The 22,200-nt window shown below is 64.8% G+C and carries 22 protein-coding genes; 8 read left to right on the forward strand and 14 right to left on the reverse strand.

Annotation, left to right across the window (positions count from 1 at the left end; all coding sequences use genetic code 11):
* Positions 1-12: 12 nt before the first annotated feature.
* The 3 genes from CGL56_RS13950 to CGL56_RS13960 are packed head-to-tail and all read left to right on the forward strand — an operon-like array spanning position 13 to position 4,245.
* The gene (locus CGL56_RS13950) at positions 13-1,557 is read left to right on the forward strand and encodes a hypothetical protein (RefSeq protein ID WP_143470741.1); all 1,545 of its coding nucleotides are present in this window, start codon (positions 13-15) and stop codon (positions 1,555-1,557) included.
* Positions 1,558-1,573: 16 nt separating this feature from the next.
* Positions 1,574-3,211: an ArnT family glycosyltransferase gene (locus CGL56_RS13955; RefSeq protein ID WP_099107186.1), complete on the forward strand. Its 1,638-nt coding sequence runs from the start codon at positions 1,574-1,576 to the stop codon at positions 3,209-3,211.
* Positions 3,212-3,255: 44 nt separating this feature from the next.
* Entirely contained in the window at positions 3,256-4,245 is a 990-nt protein-coding gene (locus tag CGL56_RS13960; RefSeq protein WP_099107187.1) for a glycosyltransferase family 2 protein, read from the forward strand.
* On the opposite strand, the gene CGL56_RS18275 is transcribed toward CGL56_RS13960, so the two are convergent.
* Entirely contained in the window at positions 4,242-4,415 is a 174-nt protein-coding gene (locus tag CGL56_RS18275; protein ID WP_167641648.1) for a hypothetical protein, read from the reverse strand. The two genes, CGL56_RS13960 and CGL56_RS18275, sit on opposite strands and share 4 nt — an antisense overlap.
* Positions 4,416-4,440: 25 nt before the next feature.
* Between CGL56_RS18275 and CGL56_RS13965 the strand changes: the two genes are divergently transcribed.
* The gene (locus CGL56_RS13965) at positions 4,441-4,815 is read left to right on the forward strand and encodes an HU family DNA-binding protein (RefSeq protein ID WP_262490634.1); all 375 of its coding nucleotides are present in this window, start codon (positions 4,441-4,443) and stop codon (positions 4,813-4,815) included.
* A gap of 154 nt (positions 4,816-4,969) precedes the next feature.
* Positions 4,970-5,662 carry an SDR family NAD(P)-dependent oxidoreductase gene (locus CGL56_RS13970; RefSeq protein WP_099107189.1) on the forward strand — a complete coding sequence of 231 codons (693 nt, stop codon included), beginning with the start codon at positions 4,970-4,972 and terminating at the stop codon, positions 5,660-5,662.
* Here CGL56_RS13970 and CGL56_RS13975 read toward each other — a convergent pair.
* The 9 genes from CGL56_RS13975 to CGL56_RS14015 all read right to left on the reverse strand — a co-directional run bounded on the left by CGL56_RS13975 (position 5,659) and on the right by CGL56_RS14015 (position 14,341).
* Complete coding sequence (locus CGL56_RS13975; RefSeq protein ID WP_099107190.1) at positions 5,659-6,264, reverse strand: uracil-DNA glycosylase family protein; 606 nt, start codon at positions 6,262-6,264, stop codon at positions 5,659-5,661. The genes CGL56_RS13970 and CGL56_RS13975 overlap by 4 nt on opposite strands.
* A 1-nt stretch (position 6,265) precedes the next feature.
* Positions 6,266-7,282 (reverse strand): DUF3078 domain-containing protein, encoded by a 1,017-nt coding sequence (locus CGL56_RS13980; protein WP_099107191.1) that lies wholly within the window; start codon positions 7,280-7,282, stop codon positions 6,266-6,268.
* A 79-nt stretch (positions 7,283-7,361) separates the two neighbouring features.
* The gene (locus tag CGL56_RS13985; RefSeq protein WP_099107192.1) at positions 7,362-8,213 is read right to left on the reverse strand and encodes a mechanosensitive ion channel family protein; all 852 of its coding nucleotides are present in this window, start codon (positions 8,211-8,213) and stop codon (positions 7,362-7,364) included.
* 21 nt (positions 8,214-8,234) lie between these two features.
* Positions 8,235-8,507 (reverse strand): hypothetical protein, encoded by a 273-nt coding sequence (locus CGL56_RS13990; protein ID WP_099107193.1) that lies wholly within the window; start codon positions 8,505-8,507, stop codon positions 8,235-8,237.
* A 4-nt stretch (positions 8,508-8,511) separates the two neighbouring features.
* Positions 8,512-9,102 (reverse strand): RNA polymerase sigma factor, encoded by a 591-nt coding sequence (locus CGL56_RS13995; RefSeq protein WP_245184176.1) that lies wholly within the window; start codon positions 9,100-9,102, stop codon positions 8,512-8,514.
* Between the two features lie 103 nt (positions 9,103-9,205).
* Positions 9,206-10,093, reverse strand: coding sequence for a DUF4249 family protein (locus tag CGL56_RS14000; RefSeq protein WP_099107195.1), 888 nt, complete (start codon positions 10,091-10,093; stop codon positions 9,206-9,208).
* Entirely contained in the window at positions 10,090-12,468 is a 2,379-nt protein-coding gene (locus tag CGL56_RS14005; protein ID WP_099107196.1) for a TonB-dependent receptor, read from the reverse strand. Before CGL56_RS14005 ends, CGL56_RS14000 begins: the two co-directional genes overlap by 4 nt.
* 101 nt (positions 12,469-12,569) lie before the next feature.
* A complete protein-coding gene (locus tag CGL56_RS14010; RefSeq protein ID WP_099107197.1) occupies positions 12,570-12,944 on the reverse strand; it encodes a hypothetical protein in 375 nt (124 codons plus the stop codon).
* Between the two features lie 65 nt (positions 12,945-13,009).
* Positions 13,010-14,341, reverse strand: coding sequence for a leucyl aminopeptidase family protein (locus tag CGL56_RS14015; RefSeq protein ID WP_099107198.1), 1,332 nt, complete (start codon positions 14,339-14,341; stop codon positions 13,010-13,012).
* 116 nt (positions 14,342-14,457) lie between these two features.
* Here CGL56_RS14015 and bshA point away from each other — a divergent pair, with 116 nt between their 5' ends.
* Positions 14,458-15,621 (forward strand): N-acetyl-alpha-D-glucosaminyl L-malate synthase BshA, encoded by a 1,164-nt coding sequence (bshA, locus tag CGL56_RS14020; RefSeq protein WP_099107199.1) that lies wholly within the window; start codon positions 14,458-14,460, stop codon positions 15,619-15,621.
* Between the two features lie 18 nt (positions 15,622-15,639).
* Positions 15,640-16,719: a phosphotransferase enzyme family protein gene (locus tag CGL56_RS14025; protein ID WP_099107200.1), complete on the forward strand. Its 1,080-nt coding sequence runs from the start codon at positions 15,640-15,642 to the stop codon at positions 16,717-16,719.
* 1 nt (position 16,720) lies between these two features.
* On the opposite strand, the gene madM is transcribed toward CGL56_RS14025, so the two are convergent.
* Genes madM through CGL56_RS14040 form a run of 3 tightly spaced genes read right to left on the reverse strand, consistent with a single transcriptional unit; the run spans position 16,721 to position 19,319 of the window.
* The gene (gene madM / locus CGL56_RS14030) at positions 16,721-17,473 is read right to left on the reverse strand and encodes a malonate transporter subunit MadM (RefSeq protein ID WP_099107201.1); all 753 of its coding nucleotides are present in this window, start codon (positions 17,471-17,473) and stop codon (positions 16,721-16,723) included.
* Positions 17,470-17,841, reverse strand: coding sequence for a malonate transporter subunit MadL (gene madL, locus CGL56_RS14035; RefSeq protein ID WP_099107202.1), 372 nt, complete (start codon positions 17,839-17,841; stop codon positions 17,470-17,472). Before madL ends, madM begins: the two co-directional genes overlap by 4 nt.
* Complete coding sequence (locus CGL56_RS14040; RefSeq protein ID WP_099107203.1) at positions 17,838-19,319, reverse strand: acyl-CoA synthetase; 1,482 nt, start codon at positions 19,317-19,319, stop codon at positions 17,838-17,840. Before CGL56_RS14040 ends, madL begins: the two co-directional genes overlap by 4 nt.
* A 151-nt stretch (positions 19,320-19,470) precedes the next feature.
* Here CGL56_RS14040 and CGL56_RS14045 point away from each other — a divergent pair, with 151 nt between their 5' ends.
* Positions 19,471-21,642 (forward strand): FUSC family protein, encoded by a 2,172-nt coding sequence (locus CGL56_RS14045; RefSeq protein ID WP_099107204.1) that lies wholly within the window; start codon positions 19,471-19,473, stop codon positions 21,640-21,642.
* Here CGL56_RS14045 and CGL56_RS14050 read toward each other — a convergent pair.
* Entirely contained in the window at positions 21,639-22,163 is a 525-nt protein-coding gene (locus CGL56_RS14050) for a DsrE family protein (RefSeq protein ID WP_099107205.1), read from the reverse strand. The genes CGL56_RS14045 and CGL56_RS14050 overlap by 4 nt on opposite strands.
* Positions 22,164-22,200 lie beyond the last annotated feature (37 nt).

Genomic DNA, 22,200 nt, shown 5'->3' on the forward strand with positions numbered 1-22,200 from the left:
CCGCCCCGCCCGATGCGCCTGACCTTGTTGCTTGCATTCTTGATTTTCCTGTCCGGACTGACGGCCCAGCCCGCCACCGTCCTCCACCACGACCGCCCCTATCACGCTACGGGGGAGGTGAGCTGGTTCCGCGCCTACCTGCCGGCCCCGGCCCCGCCGACGGTCCGCGTGGAGGTATACGCCCCGGACGGGAGTCGGCTGGACTATTTCTTCCTGAAATCTGACGTTGCCGGCGGCACCGCGGAGGGCTACTACCGCTGGGGCTACGACCTGCCCACGGGCTACTACCGCATCGCCCTGACGGCCCTCTCCGCCGCCGGCGAAGACGTGCCGCTTGGCACCTTTCGCCACCCCGTCTACCGCGTGGACGACCGCAACGCCACCGCGGAAGCGGCAACCAACGACGCGGCGGAGTTTGCTACTGACGACCTGGACCTGCGGGTAGAGGGCGATGCCCTACGGATCGCGGGCGCCCCCGCGGGGACCTACAGCGTGGCCGTGTACCACGATGCGGTGGTGGGTAGCGCTGCCGGAGCAACGGTGAGCTCCGCCCCGGCCCAACCGACCCCGGCCTGCCTCGATACCCTGTTTTACCGTGGGCAGATCCTAGCCGCGACGGACGCTGCCCCAGTGAACGTGAACCTGCTGCCGGTCTTCGACGGAGCCACCTACGCCACCTACTTCAGCAAAACGGACGCGGCGGGCGAATTCCTGCTTAATCTGCCGGCCTTCGCGGGCAGCAAGACGGTACAGGTGAGGAGCATTACCGACCAGGCCCTCAAGGGAAGTCTGTCATCCCCCCGCCTGCCCCGACTGGAGCAGCGGCCGCCCCTCACCGCGGAGGTGATCGAGTACCTGGACCTGAGCCACCGCCGCCGCAAGATCTACCAGCTCTACCGCACGGTGGAAACCCCATTGGAGGTGGAGGTGCGTCCGGAACGGCCACTGCCGCTGCGGGCCAGCAAGAGTTACAACGTCCAGGACTACAAGGCTTTCCCGGACCTCTATACCTTCTTCCGGGAGGTGGCTGGAGAACTGCGGTTCCGCGAGCGCCGCGACGGCTACACCGCCCAGCTGTACAATGCGCCCACCCAGCGGTTCTTCACCGGTACGCCCCTGTTCATCGTCGACGGGCGGCTCACCCGCGATGCCGACTACGTAGCCCGACTTGATCCGGCCGACGTGGCCCGCGTCAGTTTCTACTACGGCAACCGGGAGCTGCGGGAGCAGTTCCCCGCCCTCGGCAGCCAGGGGGTGGTGCAGATCGACCGCCTGCGACCGGCCGCCGACCTGCCCGCCGACGATGCCGCCAATCTGCTCGAACTTCACGGCCTCCAGCCCGCCCTCAACTTCACGCCCCGCAGCGGGGAGGAGGTGCCCCGGCTTTCGCCCCTGCTGCTCTGGCAAACCGGCACTACCGAAGGTGAGCAGACTCTGATCCCCCTGCCCGCCACCGACGACTCGGGCACCTTCCGGGTGGTCGTACTGCTGCGCACCGCCGCGGGAGACGCCCTGCTGGGGGGCACCACCACCTTCACCCGGGAGCCCGGCCGCTGATCGTATCTTCGCCCCGGTGCGGAAGTGGTACTACATCCTGGCGATCATCCTCCTGTTTCCGGCCCTGCTGATCAACCTGGGGCTGCCGGTCTTCATCGACGACGAAGCCATCCGGGCCCTGGTGGCCCAGGAGATGCTGTGGTCTGACAACTTTATCGCCCCGACCCTCCACGCCGACGCCTACCTGAACAAGCCCCCGCTCTGGAACTGGATCCTGGCGGTGAGCTTCGAACTCCACGGTGCCGCGGGGGAGTGGGCGGCCCGGCTGCCGACGGTGATCTCCCTGCTGGGGTTTGGCCTCACCACTTACCTGTTCAGCCGCCCCCACTTCGGCCGCTACCTGGCCTTCGTCCACGCCCTGACGGTCATCACCTGCGGGCGGATGCTGTTCTGGGACAGCATGCTGGCGCTCATCGACGTCTGCTTCAGCTGGGTCATCTACACCCAGATCATGCTGCTGTATTACTACGGCCGGCGGGGTGAGTGGTGGCGGGCCTTCGGCTGGACCTACCTGCTCACCGCCGTGGCCTTCATGCTCAAGGGGCTGCCCGCCATCGTTTTCCAGGGCCTTACGGTCTTCGCGGTGGTGGGGTGGCAGCGCTCCTGGCACGAGCTCTTCCGGCCGGCCCACCTGCTCAGCGGGGTGGGGTGCCTGCTCCTGCTGGGCACCTACTATTACACCTACGGGCAGTACGTCGACCTGGCGCAGGTGGCCCAGCGCCTCTTCGTGGAGAGCGGCAAGCGGACCGCGGTGGCCCACGGAGCCGGGGAAACGCTGCGCCACCTGCTGGCCTTCCCCTTCGAGATGAGCTACCACTTCCTGCCCTGGACGATCCTGCTGGCCTACCTTCTGCGGCGGGGGAGCTGGTCGAGGTTGCTGACCAGCGATTTCGCGGCCTTCTGCCTGCTCGCCTTCGTGGTGCACCTGCCGGTGTACTGGCTCTCGCCGAACGTTTACCCCCGTTACCTCCTGATGCTCTTCCCCCTGCTGTTCGCCAGTTTGCTGTGGTTGCACCGCTCGCACGCGTCCCGGGGGAGCCGTACCTACCTTACCCTGCGCTACCTCTTGCTGGGGGCGATGACGGTGGTGGCGGTAGGCCTGCCCTTCGTTCCCCTCCTGCCGGCGGTAGCCGGAGTGGGCCAGCCGTGGATCAAAAGCCTGGTGGTAGGCGCGGTCGCGGGTGCCGTGGCCGTGGCGGGCTGGCGCGACCGGCGCAACTTCCTCCTGCTCCTGTGCTGCTTCCTTTTGGTATTGCGAGTGGCCTTCGACCTGTTCATCCTGCCGGTTCGCGCCGCCACCGACGAACGCGGACCGGCCGTGCGGAATACGGCGCGGGTGGTGGCGGAACGCCATGCTGACCAGCCGCTGGCCATCTACGGGCATACCCTGATCGAGCCGGCTACCGGCTGGTACCTGACCGAAGCCCTGGGGGCGGTGGTGCCCCGGCATTTTCAGGATTTTGACGCCAGTGCGGCCTACATCGGCAGCCCCCGGCAGTACCCCCAACTGCAGATCATGGCTACCGACTCCCTCTACCTGCGCCACCAGCAGGGGTGGTACCCGGTGGGAGCCCTGCAGCCCCCCGTTCCGGCGGTCCCCACCGACGAGGAACTCCGTGACGGCATGGGCACCGGCCTGCCCATCAGGCGATAGCCGCGGCGGGAAGTCGTACCTTGCGGCCCCAAAGTCCCCTGTTTGTGCAGCTTTCCGTCGTAGTCACCATCCTGAATGAGCGGGAGAATATCGAGCCGCTGATCGACCGCATCCACGCGGCCCTGTCGGGCATGGAGTACGAGATCGTCTACGTGGACGACGGCAGTACCGACGGATCGGTAGCCCTGCTCAAAAGCCTCCCCGACCCCCGGCTGGTGGTGGTGGAGCTCCGCAAGAACTACGGCCAGAGCCTCGCCCTGATGGCCGGCATCGAAGTGGCGCGGGGGGAGTTCATCGCTACCCTCGACGGCGACCTGCAGAACGACCCATCCGATATCCCCCACATGCTGCGGCTGGTGGAGGAGGGCGACTGGGACCTCGTCGTTGGCGAGCGGGTGAACCGGCAGGACGGGCGCATGACCCGCAAGGTCCCCAGCCGCATCGCCAACTGGATCATCCGCCACCTGAGCGGGGTGCACCTGCGCGACTACGGCTGCGCCCTGAAGGTGTTCCGCGCCGACATCGCCAAGGACCTGGGGATCTACGGCGAGCTCCACCGCTTCATATCGGTACTCGCCAGCTTGGAGGGCGCCCGCATTACCCAGGTACCTGTGAAGCACCACGCCCGGCAGTTCGGGGTAAGCAAGTACGGCCTCGGCCGCACCTTCAAGGTGGTGAGCGACCTGCTCCTGATGGTCTTCCTGAAGAAGTACCTGCAGAAGCCCATGCACCTGTTCGCCCAGGCGGGGCTGGCCCTTTTTGCCATCGGGGCCCTCATTAACGTTTATTTGCTGGGCCTGAAACTGCTGGGGCAGGACATCTGGGGCAAACCCCTCCTGATCCTGGGGGCCATGCTGGTGCTGGCCGGGATACAGCTCGTTACGGTGGGCATCGTGGTGGAGGTGTTGATGCGCACCTACTACGAAAGCCAGAAAAAACGTCCGTATAAAATTCGGGAAATCAAACGGTTAGATGGGGAGGAACTGCTGGATGTGTCCCTGCGGCCGACGCCCCGGGAGCGGTCCGCCGACTAGCGCATGCGGTGGCCGAACAGGTCGCGGTTGCCCGGCGGTTTGCTGCGCTTGTCCGGCTTGGTGGTTTTCTGGATGCCGTAACAGCCCGATCTGCGGCTGCAGGAGGTGGAAAAAAGGACCGCAAAGCCTAGCAAAATAAGGAAAGCGGGATAAACACAGCGCTTTTTCATACGTTTGTACGGCTGAACTAGGGAATTGAGGCATGGCGTTACGCGCCCGTCGATAAACTACCTAACGCAACCATCATCAGGCGGTAAACCCAAACCACCCTTTTTTAACTATCCAAATTCCTATCAAATGAACAAAGGAGAACTCGTATCGGCCATCGCCGATAAATCCGGCCTCACCAAGGACCAAGCAGAAAGCGCCCTGAGCGCCACCCTCGCCAGTATCGAGGAAGCACTGAAGAGCGACGACAGCGTAAGCCTGGTTGGCTTTGGCACCTTCTCGGTGAACAACCGGCCCGCCCGCGAGGGACGTAACCCCCGCACCAATGAGACCATCCAGATCGCGGCCAAGAACGTAGTGAAGTTCAAGCCCGGCAAGAAACTCAGCGAGTCGGTCAACTAGACCCCTCACCGAGACCCAAATCTCAACAACGACCCGACCGGCCCCGCGCCGGCCGGGTCGTTTTGCGTCCGGGCCGGGGGTAATCCCAAAACCGTTTGCACCATTTGTGGTTAGGCTGGAAAAGTCCGGTTCCCCGGGCACAACCCCCCTAACCATGTCCACCTTTCTCATCGTCGGCGGCAGTTCCGGCATCGGCCGGGCCCTGGTCGACCAGCTCCTGAACACCGGCCATACCGTCCATGTCTGGGCCCGCGAGGCCCGCGACCTTCCCGCTGCCGTTCAATTTACCGCGGTGGACGTCACCGATGCGGCCGCCGACCTGTCCGCCAACGTCCCCGAAGAACTCCAGGGCCTGGTGTACTGCCCGGGCAACATCGACCTGCGGTCCTTCCGTAGCCTGCGGCCCGACGCTTTTCGCAGCGCCTTCGAGATCAACGTCGTGGGGGCCGTGCGCTGTCTGCAGGCCGCCGAGCGTGCCCTCAAGCGGAGTGGCCGTCCGGCCTCCGTGGTGCTCTTTTCCACCGTGGCCGTGCAGCGTGGCATGCCCTTCCACGCCGCCGTAGCCGCCGCCAAGGGAGCCATCGAGGGGCTCACCCGCAGCCTGGCCGCCGAGTACGCTCCCGCGGTGCGGGTGAACGCCATCGCCCCCTCCCTCACCGATACCCCCCTGGCGGGGAAGTTGCTGGCTACCGACGACAAGCGGGCCGCCGCGGCCGGCCGTCACCCCCTCGACCGGGTGGGCAAGCCGGAAGAAGTAGCCGCCCTGGCCGCCTTCCTGCTGGGCGAACAGGCCGCCTTCGTCACCGGACAGGTCATCGGGATGGACGGCGGGCTCAGCGCGATCTAGTCCGCGCCCCGGATGACCGCCACCCGCCGCTGGAGGTCGGGCACGTTGACGGACTCGAACCAGGGATTGCGGCGCAGGTACATGCCGTTCCGCGGGCTGGGGTGGGGGGCGGGGAAGTACTCTGGCAGGTATTCGGTGTAGTGGCGGACGGTTTCCGTCAGGGTCCGCTTGCGGCGGGGGCCGAGGTAGTGCTGCTGGGCGTAGGCACCGATGAGGAGCTTCAGTTCCAGTTTCGGCATCAGGGCCAACAGGGCATCCTGCCATAGGGGGGCGCACTCCGGCCGCGGGGGCAGGTCACCACCCTTGCCTTTCCCCGGGTAGCAGAGGCCGATGGGTAATACGGCGAAGGTGGTCGAATGGTAGAATTCCGCTTCCGTCACCCCCAGCCAGTCGCGCAGTCGACGGCCGCTGGCATCATCGTAGGCGACGCTGGATTCGTGGGCCAGCCGCCCCGGGGCCTGGCTGATGAGGGCGATACGGGCCTCGGGGTGGATGCGGAAGATAGGGTTGGGACCGAGCGGCAGGGCCGGGGCGCAGACCGTACAGTCGCGCGCCCGCTCCAGGACCGGGTGGGCTACGTTGGGGTGGAATCCCTTGGCCACCCTAGAAGGTGCGGGCGTAGGTGATCAGGATCTGTTCCGTGAAGCTGACGCGCTTGCCCAGTCCGGCGGTGCCGTTCGGGGCCGAGTAGTCGGTGATCCGCACCCGGATGTCGTCGTCGTAGAACAGGTTGGCGAAGAGGGTGAACTGCAGGTGCTCCGTCAGGGCATAGGTGAAGCTGTTTTGCCAGTCCACGTCCACGTTCTGGGGGTTGCGGAGGTAATTGCTGTAGAGACCCAGCTTGGAGGTAAAGGTGATGCGGTCGTCCTCCAGGAAGCTGTTGGCGTAGCCCAGTTGGGCCAGGGCACCGATCTGGGGGTCGATGTTGTCGAATTCGGGGTAGATGCCCAGTTCGTTGGCCTCCCCGCTGACCGGGTTGCCGTGCACACCGCGGCTAGCGATGCTGTCGTTGGCCACGATGATGAACTTCGAGCTCACCGGCGAGAAGAAGATGGATACGTTCTCGTTGGGCTGGTAGTCGATACCCACCGAGAGGGTGGCCGTGGCCGGCGCCAGGAACTTCGAGAGGGGGCTGCGGCCGGTATCCGCGAAGTCCGAAATGAAGTTGCCGGAGTAGATGTCGGGGAACTGGTAGGTGGGGAAGAACTGACTCAGGAAGGTGGCATTCACCGAGTAGAACAGCTTGCCGTCCTCCTTGATGCGGTAGCCGTACTTGCTGCCGAGGCGCAGCTCATCGACCGTTTTCTGAAAGGGGATCTTGGAGGTCAGCCCCTGGGAAACGATGCCCGCCCCGAGGCGCTGGAGACCGAACTGCCAGAGCAGGGTGTTGTCCCAGTCGAGCCGCCCGCGGCGGAACTTGGCGAAGCTGTTGATGGCGCTGCCGAAGCCGAGGCGGTTCTGCCCGGCACCCTGTTTGGGGTTGATCTGCAGCAGCTGGGTGATGTCCAGCCCAATGCCGGCGCCGACGCGCCAGCCTTCCGGGACGGGTTCCTTCTCCTGGGCGGCGAGGGCGCAGGTGCAAAGCAGGAACAGGAGCAGGGGGAGCAGGCGGGTCTTCATGCGGTTGGTGTTGGCGTGCCGCGCGCAGCGCGGCGGTTTCCGGAACGATCGGTACCGCAATAATAAGGCCTGCCGGGGCTTAGGCGCCGCGGTGGGGGGGCAGGCGGGGGCCGGCCACCTCCCGGCGGCTGTGCATTTCGAAGCCTTCGGTGCTCAGTTTGCTGAAGGGAATGGTGTATTCCGACTCCTCGGAGCGCAGGGTGATGCTCACGTTGTTGAGCTGTACCACCTCGCCGCGCTTGCCGTCGATGCTGATCTCGTCGCCCACCCGCAGCTGGTTGCGGTTGTAGAAGCTGGCGAGGATGTTGCTCATGATGTGACGGGAAGCCAGGCCGTACCCGATGGCAAAGGCACCCGCGACCCCCGCCAGGATGATGCTGATGTTGGTCTCCATGAACTCCGTCTGCAACTGGGCCTGCCGCAGGGCGATCAGGATGATGTTGAGCAGGATGAAGTAGAAGACGACGTTGCCGATGAGGTTGTCGGAGGGGATGCCCAGCGAGCGGCAGGCCGAGACGACCATCCGCTTGACGAAATCGGCCAGGAAGATGCCCCCGATCAGGATGAGGAAGGCCACGATGGCGTTGGGCAGGTAGGCCACCAGGTTGCCCATCAGGGCCGAGAGCATATCCATGCCCAGGGCGTTGACGGCCGCCATCGTGAAGACGATCAGGGTGAAGTAGTAGACGAAGGCGGCCAGGATGCGGCTCGGCGAGACGCGCACGGTGGAGCGGCGGAAAAAGTCGATGCTCATCAGCCGTTCCGTAAGCCGGTCCAGGCCGGTGGCCGTTACCAGCCGGCGGACAACCTGGTAAAGCACGCGGGCCACCAGGTAGCCGACGAGGAAAATAAAGGCCGCCTTGAGCAGGGCGGGGATGACCGATAGCAGTTCATAGGCCTGCAGGCGCAGGAGGTCGATGGCTGAATTCATAATATTCGCTTGACGGACGCGCTAGCCGGGTCCGGTCGGTACGGTGGGCGGCTCCCCTAACGGGTCGTCGTCTTCCGAGGCCGAAAAGGTACGGTAGGTTTCGTCAGCGCCAATGCCCTGTCCACCGCTCAGGGCGCTGAGGGTGTCGGCCATGACGGGGCCGAAGAGCTCCACGATGCTGGCGATGAACTCGGCCGTGCGCAATTCCCGCTCCACCCGCTTGCGTACACCGGCGCGCCGCTCCCCGTTGAAGGCGGCCAGGTCCTGGTCCTGCAATGCGAGGAAACTGTTCATGGCGTTAGGCTATGGAGGTGAATTGTTTGTCGTGGATGCGTTTGGCCTTCTCCTTGATGCGCTTGAGCTGCATCTTGACGGCCGATTCATTCTTGCCGAGGAGCTCGGCAATGGCGCGAATCTTGACGCCGTCTTTATATTTCATCAGGAGCAGGGTGCGCTCCGCTTCGGTCAGTTGCTGGAGCACGAACCGCAGTTCGTTGACCTGCATGCTCATGAGGGCCTCGTCTGGGACCTCCTCGGCGGTATCCGGCGGATTCTCCACCTCGCTGGCGAAGAGCTCCCGGCTGCGTTTGCTTTTGCGAATCTTGTCGATGCACAGGTTGTAAGTGATCGAATAGATCCAGGTGGAAAACTTGGCCTGCCCCTCGAATTGCCCGAGACTCAGGAAAATCTTGGTGAAGATCTCCTGGGTTGCGTCCTCCGCTTCTCCGGGGCGGTGCAGCATGGTCATGGCCTTGCTGTACACTTTCCCGGCGTAACGGTCGTAGAGGATCTGGAAGCAGGTAGCGTGCTGGTGGGCGCGGTACGCTTGCACGATATCCAGGTCTTCCATCGACTTATCGCATCCGTATTGCGGTGCTCCGCTGGGCATTCATTGGGCAAGCTACTGGGCAACGGTTCATTCGCGGTTGCCCAAGGTGAGACGGTAAATTACACTAAGCGTCACAAACGACGAAAAATTGCCGGCCGCGGGCCTATTCCTCCACCACCCGGACGGCGGTGCTCACCCCGGCGATGTTGAACATGCCCAGGGCGGACTCCTCGGTGGCCAGGTTGTAGATGTTGCCGGGGGCGTTGGCCACGGGGATCTGGAAAATGCCGTTGGCCCCGTTCTGGAGCTGGTCGCGGGCCACGCCGAGGAAGAAATAGGCCTCCGGGGCGAGCGACCACAGGTCGACCCTCAGGGTGTCGCCGGGTTGGAGGGGTACGAAGGCGCCGCCGTCGTCGCGGGGGTTGACGTTCTGGCGGATGGGGGCGATGAAGACCAGCCCGTCGGTGCGGCTGCCGGCGTCGAAGGTGCCGTCGTAGATGAGGTTGAGCTCAAAGGGGCGGTTCAGCAGGGTATCGTTGAGGTAGCTGCGCGTCAGGTAGACGTCGCCGGTACCCGGAAAATCGCGGGCGTAAAGCTGGGCGTAGCGGCCGTCTTCGAAGCCGAGCTGATTCTCCTCGTAGCGCACCACCAGGGAATCGATCTCCGGTACCCGGCGGATGGTGGCCTGGGAACCGTAGGTGGCATCCTCCAGCTGGATGGCCAGGACAAACTCGGCACCCACGGCCCCGAGGCTATCGGCGGGGCCCGGCGTCCAGACGTAGCGGCCGGAATCCTGGTGGAAGAAGGTGAAGCAACGGTTGTCGGGGGCCGTGCGGCAGACGACTACCTCGGCGTTGGTCAGTCCGGGTGGCAGGCGGTTGTCGTAGTAGTCCTGGCTCAGCGACAGGCGGATCTCCTGGGGCACCGGCTCGTTGGTCAGCCAGGCGTCGACCACCAGCTGGGGATCCTGGAAGTTGGTTTCCAGGTCGATGACGTCGGTGCAGCCGAAGCCCAGGAGGGCCAGGAAAAGGAGGGTAGCCGTGCGCATCATTGGAAGGTGAAGTTGTAGGATACGGAGGGGATAATGCTGCCGACGACTGAAAGCTTGATGGCCTCGGTCTCCACGGGCCCGCCGGCGGGGGCGCGGCCGTCGACCTGGGTACCGTAAACGGTGAAGGGGTTGCGGCGGGCGTAGAGGTTGTAGACGCCGAACACCCACTGCCCCTGCCAGCGGCGGCCGCTCTTGTCCTTGGCGGGGTCCAGGGTGAGGCTGAAGTCGAGGCGGTGGTAGTCCGGAATGCGGAAGTTGTTGCGGGCGTTGCCGCCGTTGTGGGGGATGAAGTAGCCGAGCTGGTAGTAGCCGCTGTTGGCCAGGGTGGTGGGGGTACCGGTGTTGTAGACGAAGGTGGAACTCAGGGTGACGCGGTCGCTGAGTTCGTAGAAGGCGCTCAGGTTGAGGTTGTGGGTCTGGTCGAAGCGGTTGGGGTACCACGCATTATTGTTGATCCCTTCCACCAGCCGCTCGGTGCGGGCCAGGGTATAGCTGAGCCAGCCGGAGGCCCGGCCTTCGGTTTTCTTGAGCTGGAACTCCAGGCCGTAGGCCCTTCCCCGCCCGGCGAGCACCTGCCCCTCCACCAGTTCGTTCAGGATCAGGTCGGCCCCGTCGATGTAGTCGATCAGGTCGTACAGCTGTTTGTAGTAGCCCTCGAGGCTGAGCTCGTAGGCGTTGTCGGAGAAGTTGCGGAAGTAGCCCACGGCGTACTGGTTGGCCCGCTGGGGGTCGATGTTGTTGGTACTGGGCGTCCAAATATCTAGGGGGATGGAGGCCGTGGTGTTGCTCAACAGGTGGATGTACTGTACGGTGCGCTGGTAGCTGGCCTTCACGGAGCTGGTGGGGTTGAGGGTCAGCTGGGCGGCGGCGCGGGGCTCCAGGTAGAGCCAGTCGCTGATGATTTCCCCGCTTTCGCTGCGCCCGACGCCGGAGAGGGGGCGGGGCAGGCCGCGGCGGAGGGGCTCGCCGAAGGTGTAGACGTTGCGCCCGCCGAGGTAGGCAAAGTGGCTCAGGCGGAGGCCGTAGTTGAGCTTGAGGCGGTCGAAAAGGTTGAGCTCGTTCTCCAGGTAGGCGCTGGATTCCACGGCCCACTGCCGGCTCAGGCTGATGTCGATCTCCTCCCCGGCGCTGACGGCCACGGCGTTGGCGGGCTCGAAGCGGTAGTGAATGGCCTGGCCGCCGAAGCGGAGGACGTTGTCGGGCGTCAGGTAGAAGGAGAATTCGGGCTTCAGGCTCAGATTAACGATGCTGGCGTCCCAGTTGAAGGCGTCCTGCTCGGGTTGGTCGCCGAACTTGATGGCGTAGTCGTAGTCGCTGTAGTAGAGCGTCAGGTTGGAGAACAGCTTGTCGGAGAAAAGGTGGTTCCAGCGCAGGGTACCGGTCACGTTGCCCCAGCTGAAACCCTGGTCGCCCCCCGGGCTGAAAATGTCGCGACCGCGGTAGCCGGAGAGAAACACCTGGTCGCGGTCGCTGAAGCGGTAATTGGTCTTTAGCGTCAGGTCATAGAAGTTCAGCCTGGTGTCGGCCAGCTCATCGTTCAGGAAGGGGGCGGCCAGCACGTCGATGTAGCTGCGGCGGCCGGCGAGGAGAAAGGAGGACTTGTCCTTCACCAGGGGGGCTTCCACGCTCAGTCGGCTGAAGATGGTGCCGATGCCGCCCTGCACTTCGAGTTGCTGGTTGTTGCCCTCTTTCATTCGCACGTCCAAGATGGAGGACAACCGTCCGCCGTAGCGGGCCGGGATGCCACCCTTGTACAGCTTGACGCCCTTGACCGCGTCCGGATTGAAGACGGAAAAGAAGCCGAACAGGTGGCTGCTGTTGAAGACCGGCGCCTCGTCCAGGATGACCAGGTTCTGGTCGATGCTCCCGCCCCGGACGTTGAAGCCGGCCGCCCCCTCGCCCACGCTGGTCACGCCGGGCAACAACTGGATGCTGCGCAGTACGTCGACTTCCCCCAGCAGGCTGGGCAGTTTTTCGATGGTGCCCATGTCGAGGCGTTCGACGCTCATCTGGACGGTGCTGACGTTGTCGTCTTCCTCCGTAGCGGTTACGACCACCTCTTCGAGCACGCTGCCGGCTTCGCCGAGGGCAAAGTCACGCGTCTGGTTGCCGTTCAGGGCCAGGGGCACCCGCTGCTCGGCGTAGCCCAGGTAGGTGACCACCAGGGTATAGTCGCCACTGGGTACGGTGAGGGAGTAAAAGCCGTATTCGTTCGTGACGGTACCCTTGCCGGTACCTTCCAGGTAGAGGGTGGCCCCGATCAGGCTTTCGCCGTTGGCAGCGTCGCGGACGTAACCGCGCACGGTGGCATTCTCCTGGGCCAGCAGGAGGAGGGAGCAGGCAAGGCTCAGGCCGGCGGTAAGCAGGTATTTCATAGCTGCTGGGTTAACCGGGAATAGCGCGAAGGGTTAACCCCCGACGCGCTATTCTGACCAATGCCGTCCGCCTTTCGACGGAGGGCTGACATTGACAGCGCTTACTGCCCCTGCTGACTGGTATCGGCCTCCCCTACGGCCCGGAAGTGACCGGCCTCGGTGATGGTCTTTTCCTGGCCGGTATCCGGGTCGGGGTAGGTACGCTCGTGGACCTCGACGCTGAGTTGTTTGCCGACGAGCTTTTCGGTGTCGAGGGTCTTTCCTTCCAGCCCGACGGCCCGCATCAGCTCGGCCAGGACCGGCTGGCTGGGTTCACTGTCGTAGAACCGCTGCTCGACGAATCCTTCATCGGTTTCCATCCGGGCGGCGAAGAAGGGGATGCCCTTGTATTCGCTCTTGCCTTCGGTGATTTCGGTGATGGTCACCACGTGGCGGCCATGCTGCAGGCGGGGCTTCTCGTTTACTTTGACTTTCATGGGGTATGCTTTCCTGTCAAAGTAAATTTTAAAACAATTTGTTCGTTTTTTAATTGCAATGCGGGTTACTGCTGCTGCCGCAGCCACTCCACGAACAGCCGCACTCCGAAGCCGGTGGCCTGTCGGTCCTTGGCGAAGGAGCCCTGCTTGAGGGCTACCCCGGCGATGTCGAAGTGGATGTAGCGTTCGTGGCCGTGGGTGAAGTTTTCCAGGAACTTGAAGGCGTCGGTGGCGCCGTGGAGGGGGTTGCCGCTGAAGTTCTTGACGTCGGCTACGTCGCTTTCCAGTCCCTTGGCGAAGTCGTCCCAGGGCGGAAGGGGCCATACCCTTTCTCCGGCGGCGTCGCCGGCGCGGCGGAATTGCTCCACCAACTCTTCGTTCTTGCTCAGGGTGGCGGCGCAGACGTAGCCAAAGGTGCGTACGGCGCTGCCGGTCAGGGTGGCCACGTCGATCAGGGTGGTGGGGTTGAAGTGCTTGACGGCGTAGCTGAGGCCATCGGCCATCACCAACCGGCCCTCGGCGTCGGTATCGATGATCTCGATGGTCTTGCCAGCGTGGCTTTCGATCACGTCGCTGGGCTTGATGCTCAGGGCGTCGACGCTGTTGTCGGTGGCCGGAACGATGCCGACCAGGTTGACGGGCAGCTGCAGTCGTGCCGCCGCCTCCACCGCGCCGAAGGTGGCCGCCGCGCCGCCCATGTCGCTCTTCATCAGGTGAAGGTTCTGGCTGCCCTTGATGCTCACGCCGCCGGTGTCGAAGGTGATGCCCTTACCGATGATGGCGGTCACTTCCTGGCGGTCAGGGGCACCGCGGTATTCGGAGACGATGAGGACGGCCGGGTCCTCGCTGCCGCGGTTGACGGCCAGCAGGGCGTGGAGGCCTTCGTCGAGGCAGGCTTTCTTGTCCAGCACCTTCACCGCGTAGCCGTAGGCCTTGCCGCTGTCGACGGCCCAGGCAGCCAGGTCCTGGGCCCGTTTTTTATTGGCGGGGGCGTCGACCAGGGCCCGCACCCGGTTCTGCACGCTGGCCAAGGTAAGCTCCCGCTCGGCCTCGGGGGTAGCGGGGCGCAGGGTGGGGACGGTATCGGCCAGGGGGTGGGCGCTGAAGTCTCCCTTGCGCTGGCCGGCGGAGTAGCTGCCCAATTGGAGACCGCCGAGGAAGGCCGCGGCGAGGGCGGGATTCACCTGGTCGGCAACCACCTCCACGGCATCTTTCAGGTGCTTGGCTTCCTGGTGGCTCAGGCGTTGTCCGAGGTGGCGGGCGGCCGCGGGTGCCGCATCCTCAGGAAGGCGGGCCGTGATCCCGGCGGGGGAGAGGGTACGCAGGTAGGAATCGGGGGGAATGGCATCGGTAAGGTCGTCCGCCCCGTTGGCGGGGAGTAGGGTGATCTGGGTCATAGAGCAGTAAGGTCACGGAGGGAGGGGAGGTTCACCCGCCCGGGGGCGGCAAACTATTTACCGCCGAATGGCATTTGCAATAGACCCTGCACCCGCGTTCCCGCAAAAGAAGCTTTATGAAGATCGGCGTCGTTTGTTATCCCACCTACGGAGGTAGTGGCGTCCTGGCCACCGAACTCGGCCTGGGGCTGGCACGCCGGGGGCACGAGATCCACTTCATCACCTACCGGCGGCCGGCGCGGTTGGGCTTCTTCCACGAAAACGTCTTCTACCACGAGGTGGACAGCGGGGCCGACTACCCCCTCTTCGAGTTCGCGCCCTACGAGACCTCCCTGGCTTCCAAGCTGGTCGACGTGGTCGAGAACTACGGCATCGACCTGCTGCACGTCCACTACGCCGTGCCCCACGCCGCCGTGGCCTATATGGCCCGCAAGATCCTCATCAGCCGCGGCCGCTACGTACCCTTCGTGACCACCCTGCACGGGACGGACATCACCCTGGTCGGCTCCAACCCGGCCTTTGCCCCCACCATCACCTTCGCGATCAACAAATCGGACGGGGTAACCGCGGTTTCCGATGCCCTGAAGCAGGCTACCCTCGACAATTTCGAGATCTGTCGGCCCATCCAGGTGATCTACAACTTCATCGACTTCGAGCGCTTCAAGCGGAACAACAAGGACCACTTCAAGCAGGCCATCGCCCCCCAGGGGGAGCGCATCCTGATCCACGTCTCCAACTTCCGGCCCGTGAAGCGGGTCGACGACGTGATCTACATCTTCAAGATCATCAACGACCAGACGCCGAGCAAGCTGCTGCTCATTGGCGACGGGCCGGAGCGCAACAAGTGCGAGGACCTGAGCCGGCGGCTGGGCCTGACCAAGGACATCCGCTTCCTGGGCAAGCAGGACGCGGTGGAGGAACTGCTGGCCGTGGCCGACGTCTTCCTGCTGCCCTCCGCCAGCGAGAGCTTCGGACTGGCCGCCCTGGAGGCCATGGCCTGCGAGGTGCCCGTGGTGTCCAGCAACGTCGGCGGCATCCCGGAAGTGAACCTCGACGGGGTCACCGGCTTCACCTCCGGCGTAGGCATGGTCGACAAGATGGCCGAGGACGTCATGAAGATCTTCGAGAGTGAGGAGACCCTGCAGCGGTTCCGCGCCGCCGCCCTGAAGCAGGCCGAACGCTTCGACATCGACCGTATGATCCCCCAGTACGAAGCCTACTACGAAAAAGTATTGCGGGCCAGCCGGGCCAAGCCCGAGGAACCGGTAATGGACTGCTAGCCCCCCCTCCCCACGCTTATGTACGACATTGCCCGGCGCTTCCGCCTCGACGGCGGTATTGACCAGATCGACCCCTTCGGCGGGGGACACATCAACGACACCTTCCGCGTCCGTAACACCGATCCCGCGGCCCCCGACTACCTCCTGCAGCGGATCAACCACCGCGTATTCCCCGACGTGGCCGGCCTGATGGAAAACATCACCCTGGTCACCGACCACATTCGCCGGCGGATCGCCGCGGCCCCCGCCCCGGCCAACGAGCAGACTACCCTGACCGTCGTCCTCACCCTGGAGGGGGCCCCCTACCTCCGGGAGGAAGACGGCAACTACTGGCGGGTCTTTGAGTTCCTGCAGGGCCTCCACGTCTATGACCTGGTGGCCACCCCCGAACAGGCCTACGAGGGCGCGCGCTCCTACGGCTACTTCCTGCGCTTTCTGGACGACTTTCCGGAGGACCGGCTGACGGAGGTCATTCCCGGATTCCACGACCTGGACCGTCGGCTGCGGGCCTTCGAGGGGGCCGTCGCCACCCCGGTCAACGGGCGGGAACGGGAGTGCGCGGAGTCCATCCGGCAGGTCCGCGATATGGCCGATGAGCTGCTCGTCATCGACCGCCTCGACAAGAGCGGAGAACTCCGCCGCCGGGTCACCCACAACGATACCAAGTTCAACAACGTCCTGCTGACCCCCCAGGACCGCGGGAAGTGCGTCATCGATCTGGATACGGTGATGCCGGGGCTGGTGCACTTCGACTTTGGCGATGCGGTGCGGTCCGGCATCGGTACGGCCACCGAGGACGAGGCGGACCTGAGCCTGGTGACCGTCGACATGGAAAAGTTCCGGGGCTTCGCCACCGGCTACCTGGAAGTGACCCGCGACGTGCTCTCCCCCCTGGAGCTCCGCTACCTGGGGCTGTCGGGCGCCTATATGACCTTCATCATGGGCGTGCGCTTCCTGACCGACTACCTCGCCGGCGACGTCTACTACAAGATCGCTTCCCCCGACCACAACCTCCTGCGGGCCCGGAACCAGCTGCGGCTCACCCGGGAGTTCCTCGACCGGCTGCCGGACCTCAACCAGGTGATCGCCCGCGCCTGACCTAGCCCCCGGCCAGCGCCAGCAGCAACAGGTAGAGCACCGATGGGCAGAGCAGGCACCCCAGGCCGGTATAGAAGGTAGCCGTAAGCGCTCCGTAGGGCACCAGCTTCGGATCCGTTGCCGCCAGGCCGGCCGCCACGCCACTGGTTGTGCCCAACAATCCGCCGAACACCAGGGCGGAGTGAGGGTTGTCGAGCCCCACCCGCCGGGCAATGAGGGGCGTAAGCACCGTAGTGGCGATCGTCTTGACCACCCCCGTGGCGATGCTGATGGCCATTACCTCCGAAGTTGCGCCCAGGGCCGTGCCGGTCACCGGCCCGACGATGTAGGTGCAGGCCCCGGCACCGATGGTGGCCAGGCTCACCGGGTCGGTGTAACCCATGGACCAGGCGATGAGGGTGCCGAGCAAGAAGGATAGCAGGATGCCGACCAGGAGGGCCACCGCTCCCGCCGGCCCGGCGTGACGGATCTGGTCCAGGTCAGCCCCCATGGCGGTGGCCACCACCGCGAAATCGCGGAGCATGGCGCCCCCCAGCAGGGCCATCCCGGCAAAGAGGGGATATTCCGCGATGCCCCGCTCCCCACCCAGAAAGGCCAGGCCGAGGCCCAGCAGGATGGCCAGGGCCACCCCGGGAATGAGTCCCCGCAGCACCCGCCGGGCCACCCAGAAGGAGAACAGCATGATGAGCCCCACGAAGAGGAAGGCGAACACCAGGCCGTTCCGGACCAGCACATCGGTGATGAGCTCACTCATGGTCGGGTGGATTGGGGGCGGCCGATGCGCGACAGCAGGGGGACGAGCAGCAGGGCGGCCACCGTGACCGCCACCCCCGCGATCAGGGCGAGCCAGCCACCGGAGAGGGCCGCCGTAGCGTTCTGCACCGCGGCCATGGCCACGATGATGGGGATGTACATCGAACTCCAGAAGAGGAGGCCGCCGGTGGTGGGGCCGTCCATCCAGCCTCGCCGCTTCAGCCAGGCATTGAGGAAGATGAGCAGGAGCATGGCGAAGCCGACCCCTCCCACGTCGCCGTTGATGCCGATGGCCGCGCCCAGCAGGGTACCGGTCACCTTGCCGGCCAGGAAACAAAAGGCGAGCAGGGCCACCCCGTAGATGGTCATGCGAAGTACTGCTTGAGTTCCTGCTTGGTCACCTTGCCCATGACATTGCGGGGCAGGTCATCCTGGAAAATGTAGCGCCGCGGCAGCTTGTAGCCCGGCAGCCGTTCGCGGAGCCACTCGGTCAGCGACTGGAGGTCGGGTTCGGGACCGGCAACGATGAGGCTGGCGCCGATGACCTCCCCCCATTCCTCGTCCGGCAGCCCCACTACGGCGCATTCCCGCACGGCGGGGTGCTTGCGCAGGACTTCCTCGATTTCGAGGGCGGAGATCTTGTAGCCGCCCGACTTGATGATGTCCACCGAGTTGCGACCCAGGATTCGGTAGGCACCGTCCTCCCAGACGGCAATGTCGCCCGTGCGGAACCACCCGTCGGGGGTGAAGGCCGCCGCGGTGGCCTCGGGGCGGTTCCAGTATTCGCGGAAGACGTTGTCGCCCTTCACCTGGATTTCTCCGGGCTGCCCCTCGGCCACTGGCGCGTCGTCTTCGTCGACCAGGCGGACCTCCACGCCCCGGAGGGGTTGACCGATGTAGCCCGGCCGCCGCTCTCCGGAGTAGGGATTGCTGATGGCCATGCCCATCTCCGTCATGCCGTAGCGCTCGAGCAGGGTATGGTCACTGATCTCCCGCCAGGTCTCCAGCACCGACACTGGCAGGGCGGCGGAGCCCGACACCATGAGGCGGAAATCCCGCAGCGCCCGCGAGATGCGCTGCTGCTGATCGGCGGGCAACTCCCGGTAGTGGGCGATGAGCTTGTAGTAGATCGTCGGCACGGCCATGAAGAGGTTGATCCGGCCGGTAGCGAAGCGGGCAAAGACGGCCTCCGGACTGAACTGCGGCAGGAATTCACAGCAGGCCCCGCTCCAGAGGGCGCAGCACAGCACGTTGACGATGCCGTGGACGTGGTGAAGGGGGAGGATGTTCAGGATGCGGTCGTCCTCCGACCAGCGCCAGGCGTCGACCAAGGAACGGATGGAAGCCTCGATGTTGGCGTGGGTAGTGACCACCCCCTTGGGCTTGCCGGTGGTACCGCTGGTGTACAGGATCATGGCACGGCGGTCGGGCGCGACCTCCGGTAGTGACTGCCCGGAACCCTGCTCCAGGTCGCCAACCGCCACGAAGACGGTATCCTCCAACCCAAACAGGGGCTGCAGCGTCTCCTCGAACTCCGGTCCGTAGACGACAAACAACGCCCCGGCATCCTCAATGACGTGCCGCAGGGAGGGCAAGGGGTGCTTGACGCACAGCGGCACGGCGATGCCGCCCGCCCGCCAGATGCCCCACTGGAGGGTCACGTAGTCGATGCCGGGGGCTACGAGGAAGGCAATGCGGGCCTCGTTGAGGTCTGGATTGCCCCCCAGCAGCGCCCGGGCCAGGCGCTCCGACCGCTGCAGCAGTTGGGCGTAGGAAATCTCCATTTCCCCGGTACTGATGGCCGGGCGTTGGCGGAAAGCTTGGGCGCGTTGGATGAGCTGGATCAAGGGACAGGCAGGTTAAGGTGAGCCAGCTCAAAGTACAATACGGTAGGGAAAACGGCAGGTCCGCCCCTGGGTGACCCGAAAAAGACCGGGCCGGGGTGACCCTTTTCCGGTTTGAAGGGTAGTTATGACCTAACGTACTCACAACGATTTGATGGAAGCAGACCGGGTAGCCTTGCGGCTCAAGCGGCGTATCGTCGGGCTGGCCAAGGATTATGCCTTCTCCAAGGGAGTCTTCACGGTACTGGCCGCCCTGTCGATCTTCCTGTTGGCTCAGGCGCTGGCCGGGTTGAATACGGCAATCAGCTGTGCCGTGGGCGTACTGCTGGTTTCCCTCTGCGACCTGCCGGGCCACAAGGTGGACCACCTCAAAACCATGGTGTATGGGGTGCTGCTGGCGGCGGTCAATATGTCGTTCATCCACCTCGTACTGGGCGCGGGAGAACTCCATGCCGTCGTACTGCCGGTCCTGGTTTTCACCACCGCCTACCTGTCGGTATTCGGCAAGCGGGCGGGCCTGGTGTCGTTCAGCGGGCTGATGGCCATCGTGCTGGCCTACGCCTTTCCCCGGTCGGGCTGGGATATCCTGGTGAACGCCGGCCTGCTCTGCCTGGGCGGACTGTGGTTCATCCTGCTCAACCTGGTCATCCACCCCTACCGCTACAAGCGCTACCGGGTGGGGCTGCTCAACGAATGTATCCAGCTCACCGCCGACTACCTACATTTGAAAAGCCGGCAACTGACCGCCCCGGACCCCGACGCGCTGTGGCCGGAGCTGATCCGCACCCACAACCAGATCAACGAGATCCGCAAGGTGCTCACCGACTACTTCCTGGGGCAGTCGCCCAAACGCGACAGCCTCGGCAAGCAATCGCGGGAGGGCGTCCTCTACCTCGACCTGGTCGACCTGGTCGAGCTGGGCGCGGCGGTCCCCGTCCGCCCCGAGGCCCGGTTGGCGGCCGGACCCACCGCCGAACTGGCCGGGGTGCTGCAGCGGGTGTCCACTGCCCTGCGCCGCGTGGCCCTCAAGTCCCGCAACTTCGTTTCTCCCTATCCGGATAACCTGTCCGGAGAGCTGGCCACCATCAGCCGGGAACTGCGGCTTACCGACGGCCGCCTGCCGGATTCCCCCACCGCCCACTACCTGTACATCCTCTGCGACAACCTGGAGAAGCAGATCGGCAAACTGCGGTCCATCGAGCGGCTGGCCGACACCCGCGGGCTGGTCAACCACGCGGTCTTCTCGCGGGAAGCGAAGTCGCGCCTCCGCACCCGGCTGGGTACCGACTGGTCGTTGCTGCGCAAGCACTTGTCCAAGGACAGCCCCATCTTCCGCCACGCGGTGCGGCTTTCGGTGGTGGTGCTGCTGGGCTACCTCTTCGGCCGCTACTTCGCCCTGCAGAACGCCTACTGGATCATCCTGACGGTGGTGGTCATCATGCGGCCGAACTACGTGCAGAGCAAGGATCGCTCCGTCCAGCGCACCGTAGGCACCCTGGCCGGGGCCGCCGTGGCCGCAGCCGTAGTCTTCGTCACCGACAGCCCGGTGGCCTACGCCCTGATCGGGACCGCTTCCATGCCTTTTTTCTTTACCTACCTGGACCGCGACTTCCGCATTTCGGCCTTCTTCGTTACCCTCAACCTGGTGTTTCTCTACGCCCTGCTGCACCCCGATGCCTACGCCGTGATCGCCTACCGGGTGGTGGATACCATCATCGGTGCCACCCTGGCGTTCGGGGCCAGCCGTCTGCTCTGGCCGGCCTGGGAGAGCCGGTCGATCCACAAGCTCGTGGCCCGGGCCCTAGACAGCAGCAGCGACTACCTGCTGGAGGAGTCTAACCTCTACCTCGACCGGAAGGACGACAGCCTGGCTTACCGCATTGCCCGCCGCCACGCCTTCGTCTGCCTGGGGGAACTCGACGACAGCTACGGCCGCGCCGTTCGGGAACCCAGCCACAAGCGCCTCGCTCCGGAACGGCTCTCCCGCATCGTGGCCCATCACCACCAGGTACTTTCCTCCATTGCCTACCTGGGCACCTATCTGCAGTACCACGCCGTCAGCGTTCCCCACGCCCACTTTTCCACCCTTATCCGGGACCTCAGCAACCGGCTGCTGGCCTGCCGGACCTTGCTGGAGGATATCCCGTACGACGGACCCTCATCCGAACCCGTAGATACCTCCGCGGCCCTGGCCTACTTCGCTGAAGGCGGAGGGGCAACCCGCGAAAAGCGGCTCTTCCTTAATGAATACGAATACCTGCGCTCATGCATCGGGCACCTCCGGGAAAGTCTGAGTTACCTGGCACCCGCGGCCGCGCCGGCCTAGAACCTCAGCATCGCGTAGCCCTTCATCTGGTACATGGCTACCGTAGTGAGCATGGAGGTAGCAATTTCTACCTGGGGGGCCACCGACGTCAGGGGTATCTCGCGGCCGCGCAGTGATTGCCCGCAGACCGTCAGCTTGACGCCGGCCCCGTGAAGGGCTTCGATCAGTGGGAGGTTGGGATTGTCCACCCCGAAGCGTTCGCGGTACAGATCGTTCTCCATGACCCCGAAGGCGGCCGAGCCGTGGATGGCCAGGACTACGTGAACCTGTTCGGCGGGTACCCCGCCCACGGAGAAGAGGTTCAGCATCCGGGCGACGTTGTAGAGGCCCTGCACCAGGGTATCGGGCGTTTCCGCGCCGCTGACCACGTCGACGATGAGGTGGTATTCCAGCTCGGGGTCCGGCACTACAGTGGCTTCCGGCACTTCGTAGATGCCGCCGAAGGGTACGATGGGGGTCACCTTTTCCTGGGCGGCGGCGAGCGCGGGTGCCAGGAACAGGAGGAAGAGCAAAAGGCGCATGGCAGGGGGTATTGGGCGGACGTGAAGATACATCCTG

This window comes from Neolewinella marina (assembly GCF_002631205.1).
Taxonomy (GTDB): Bacteria; Bacteroidota; Bacteroidia; order Chitinophagales; family Saprospiraceae; genus Neolewinella; species Neolewinella marina.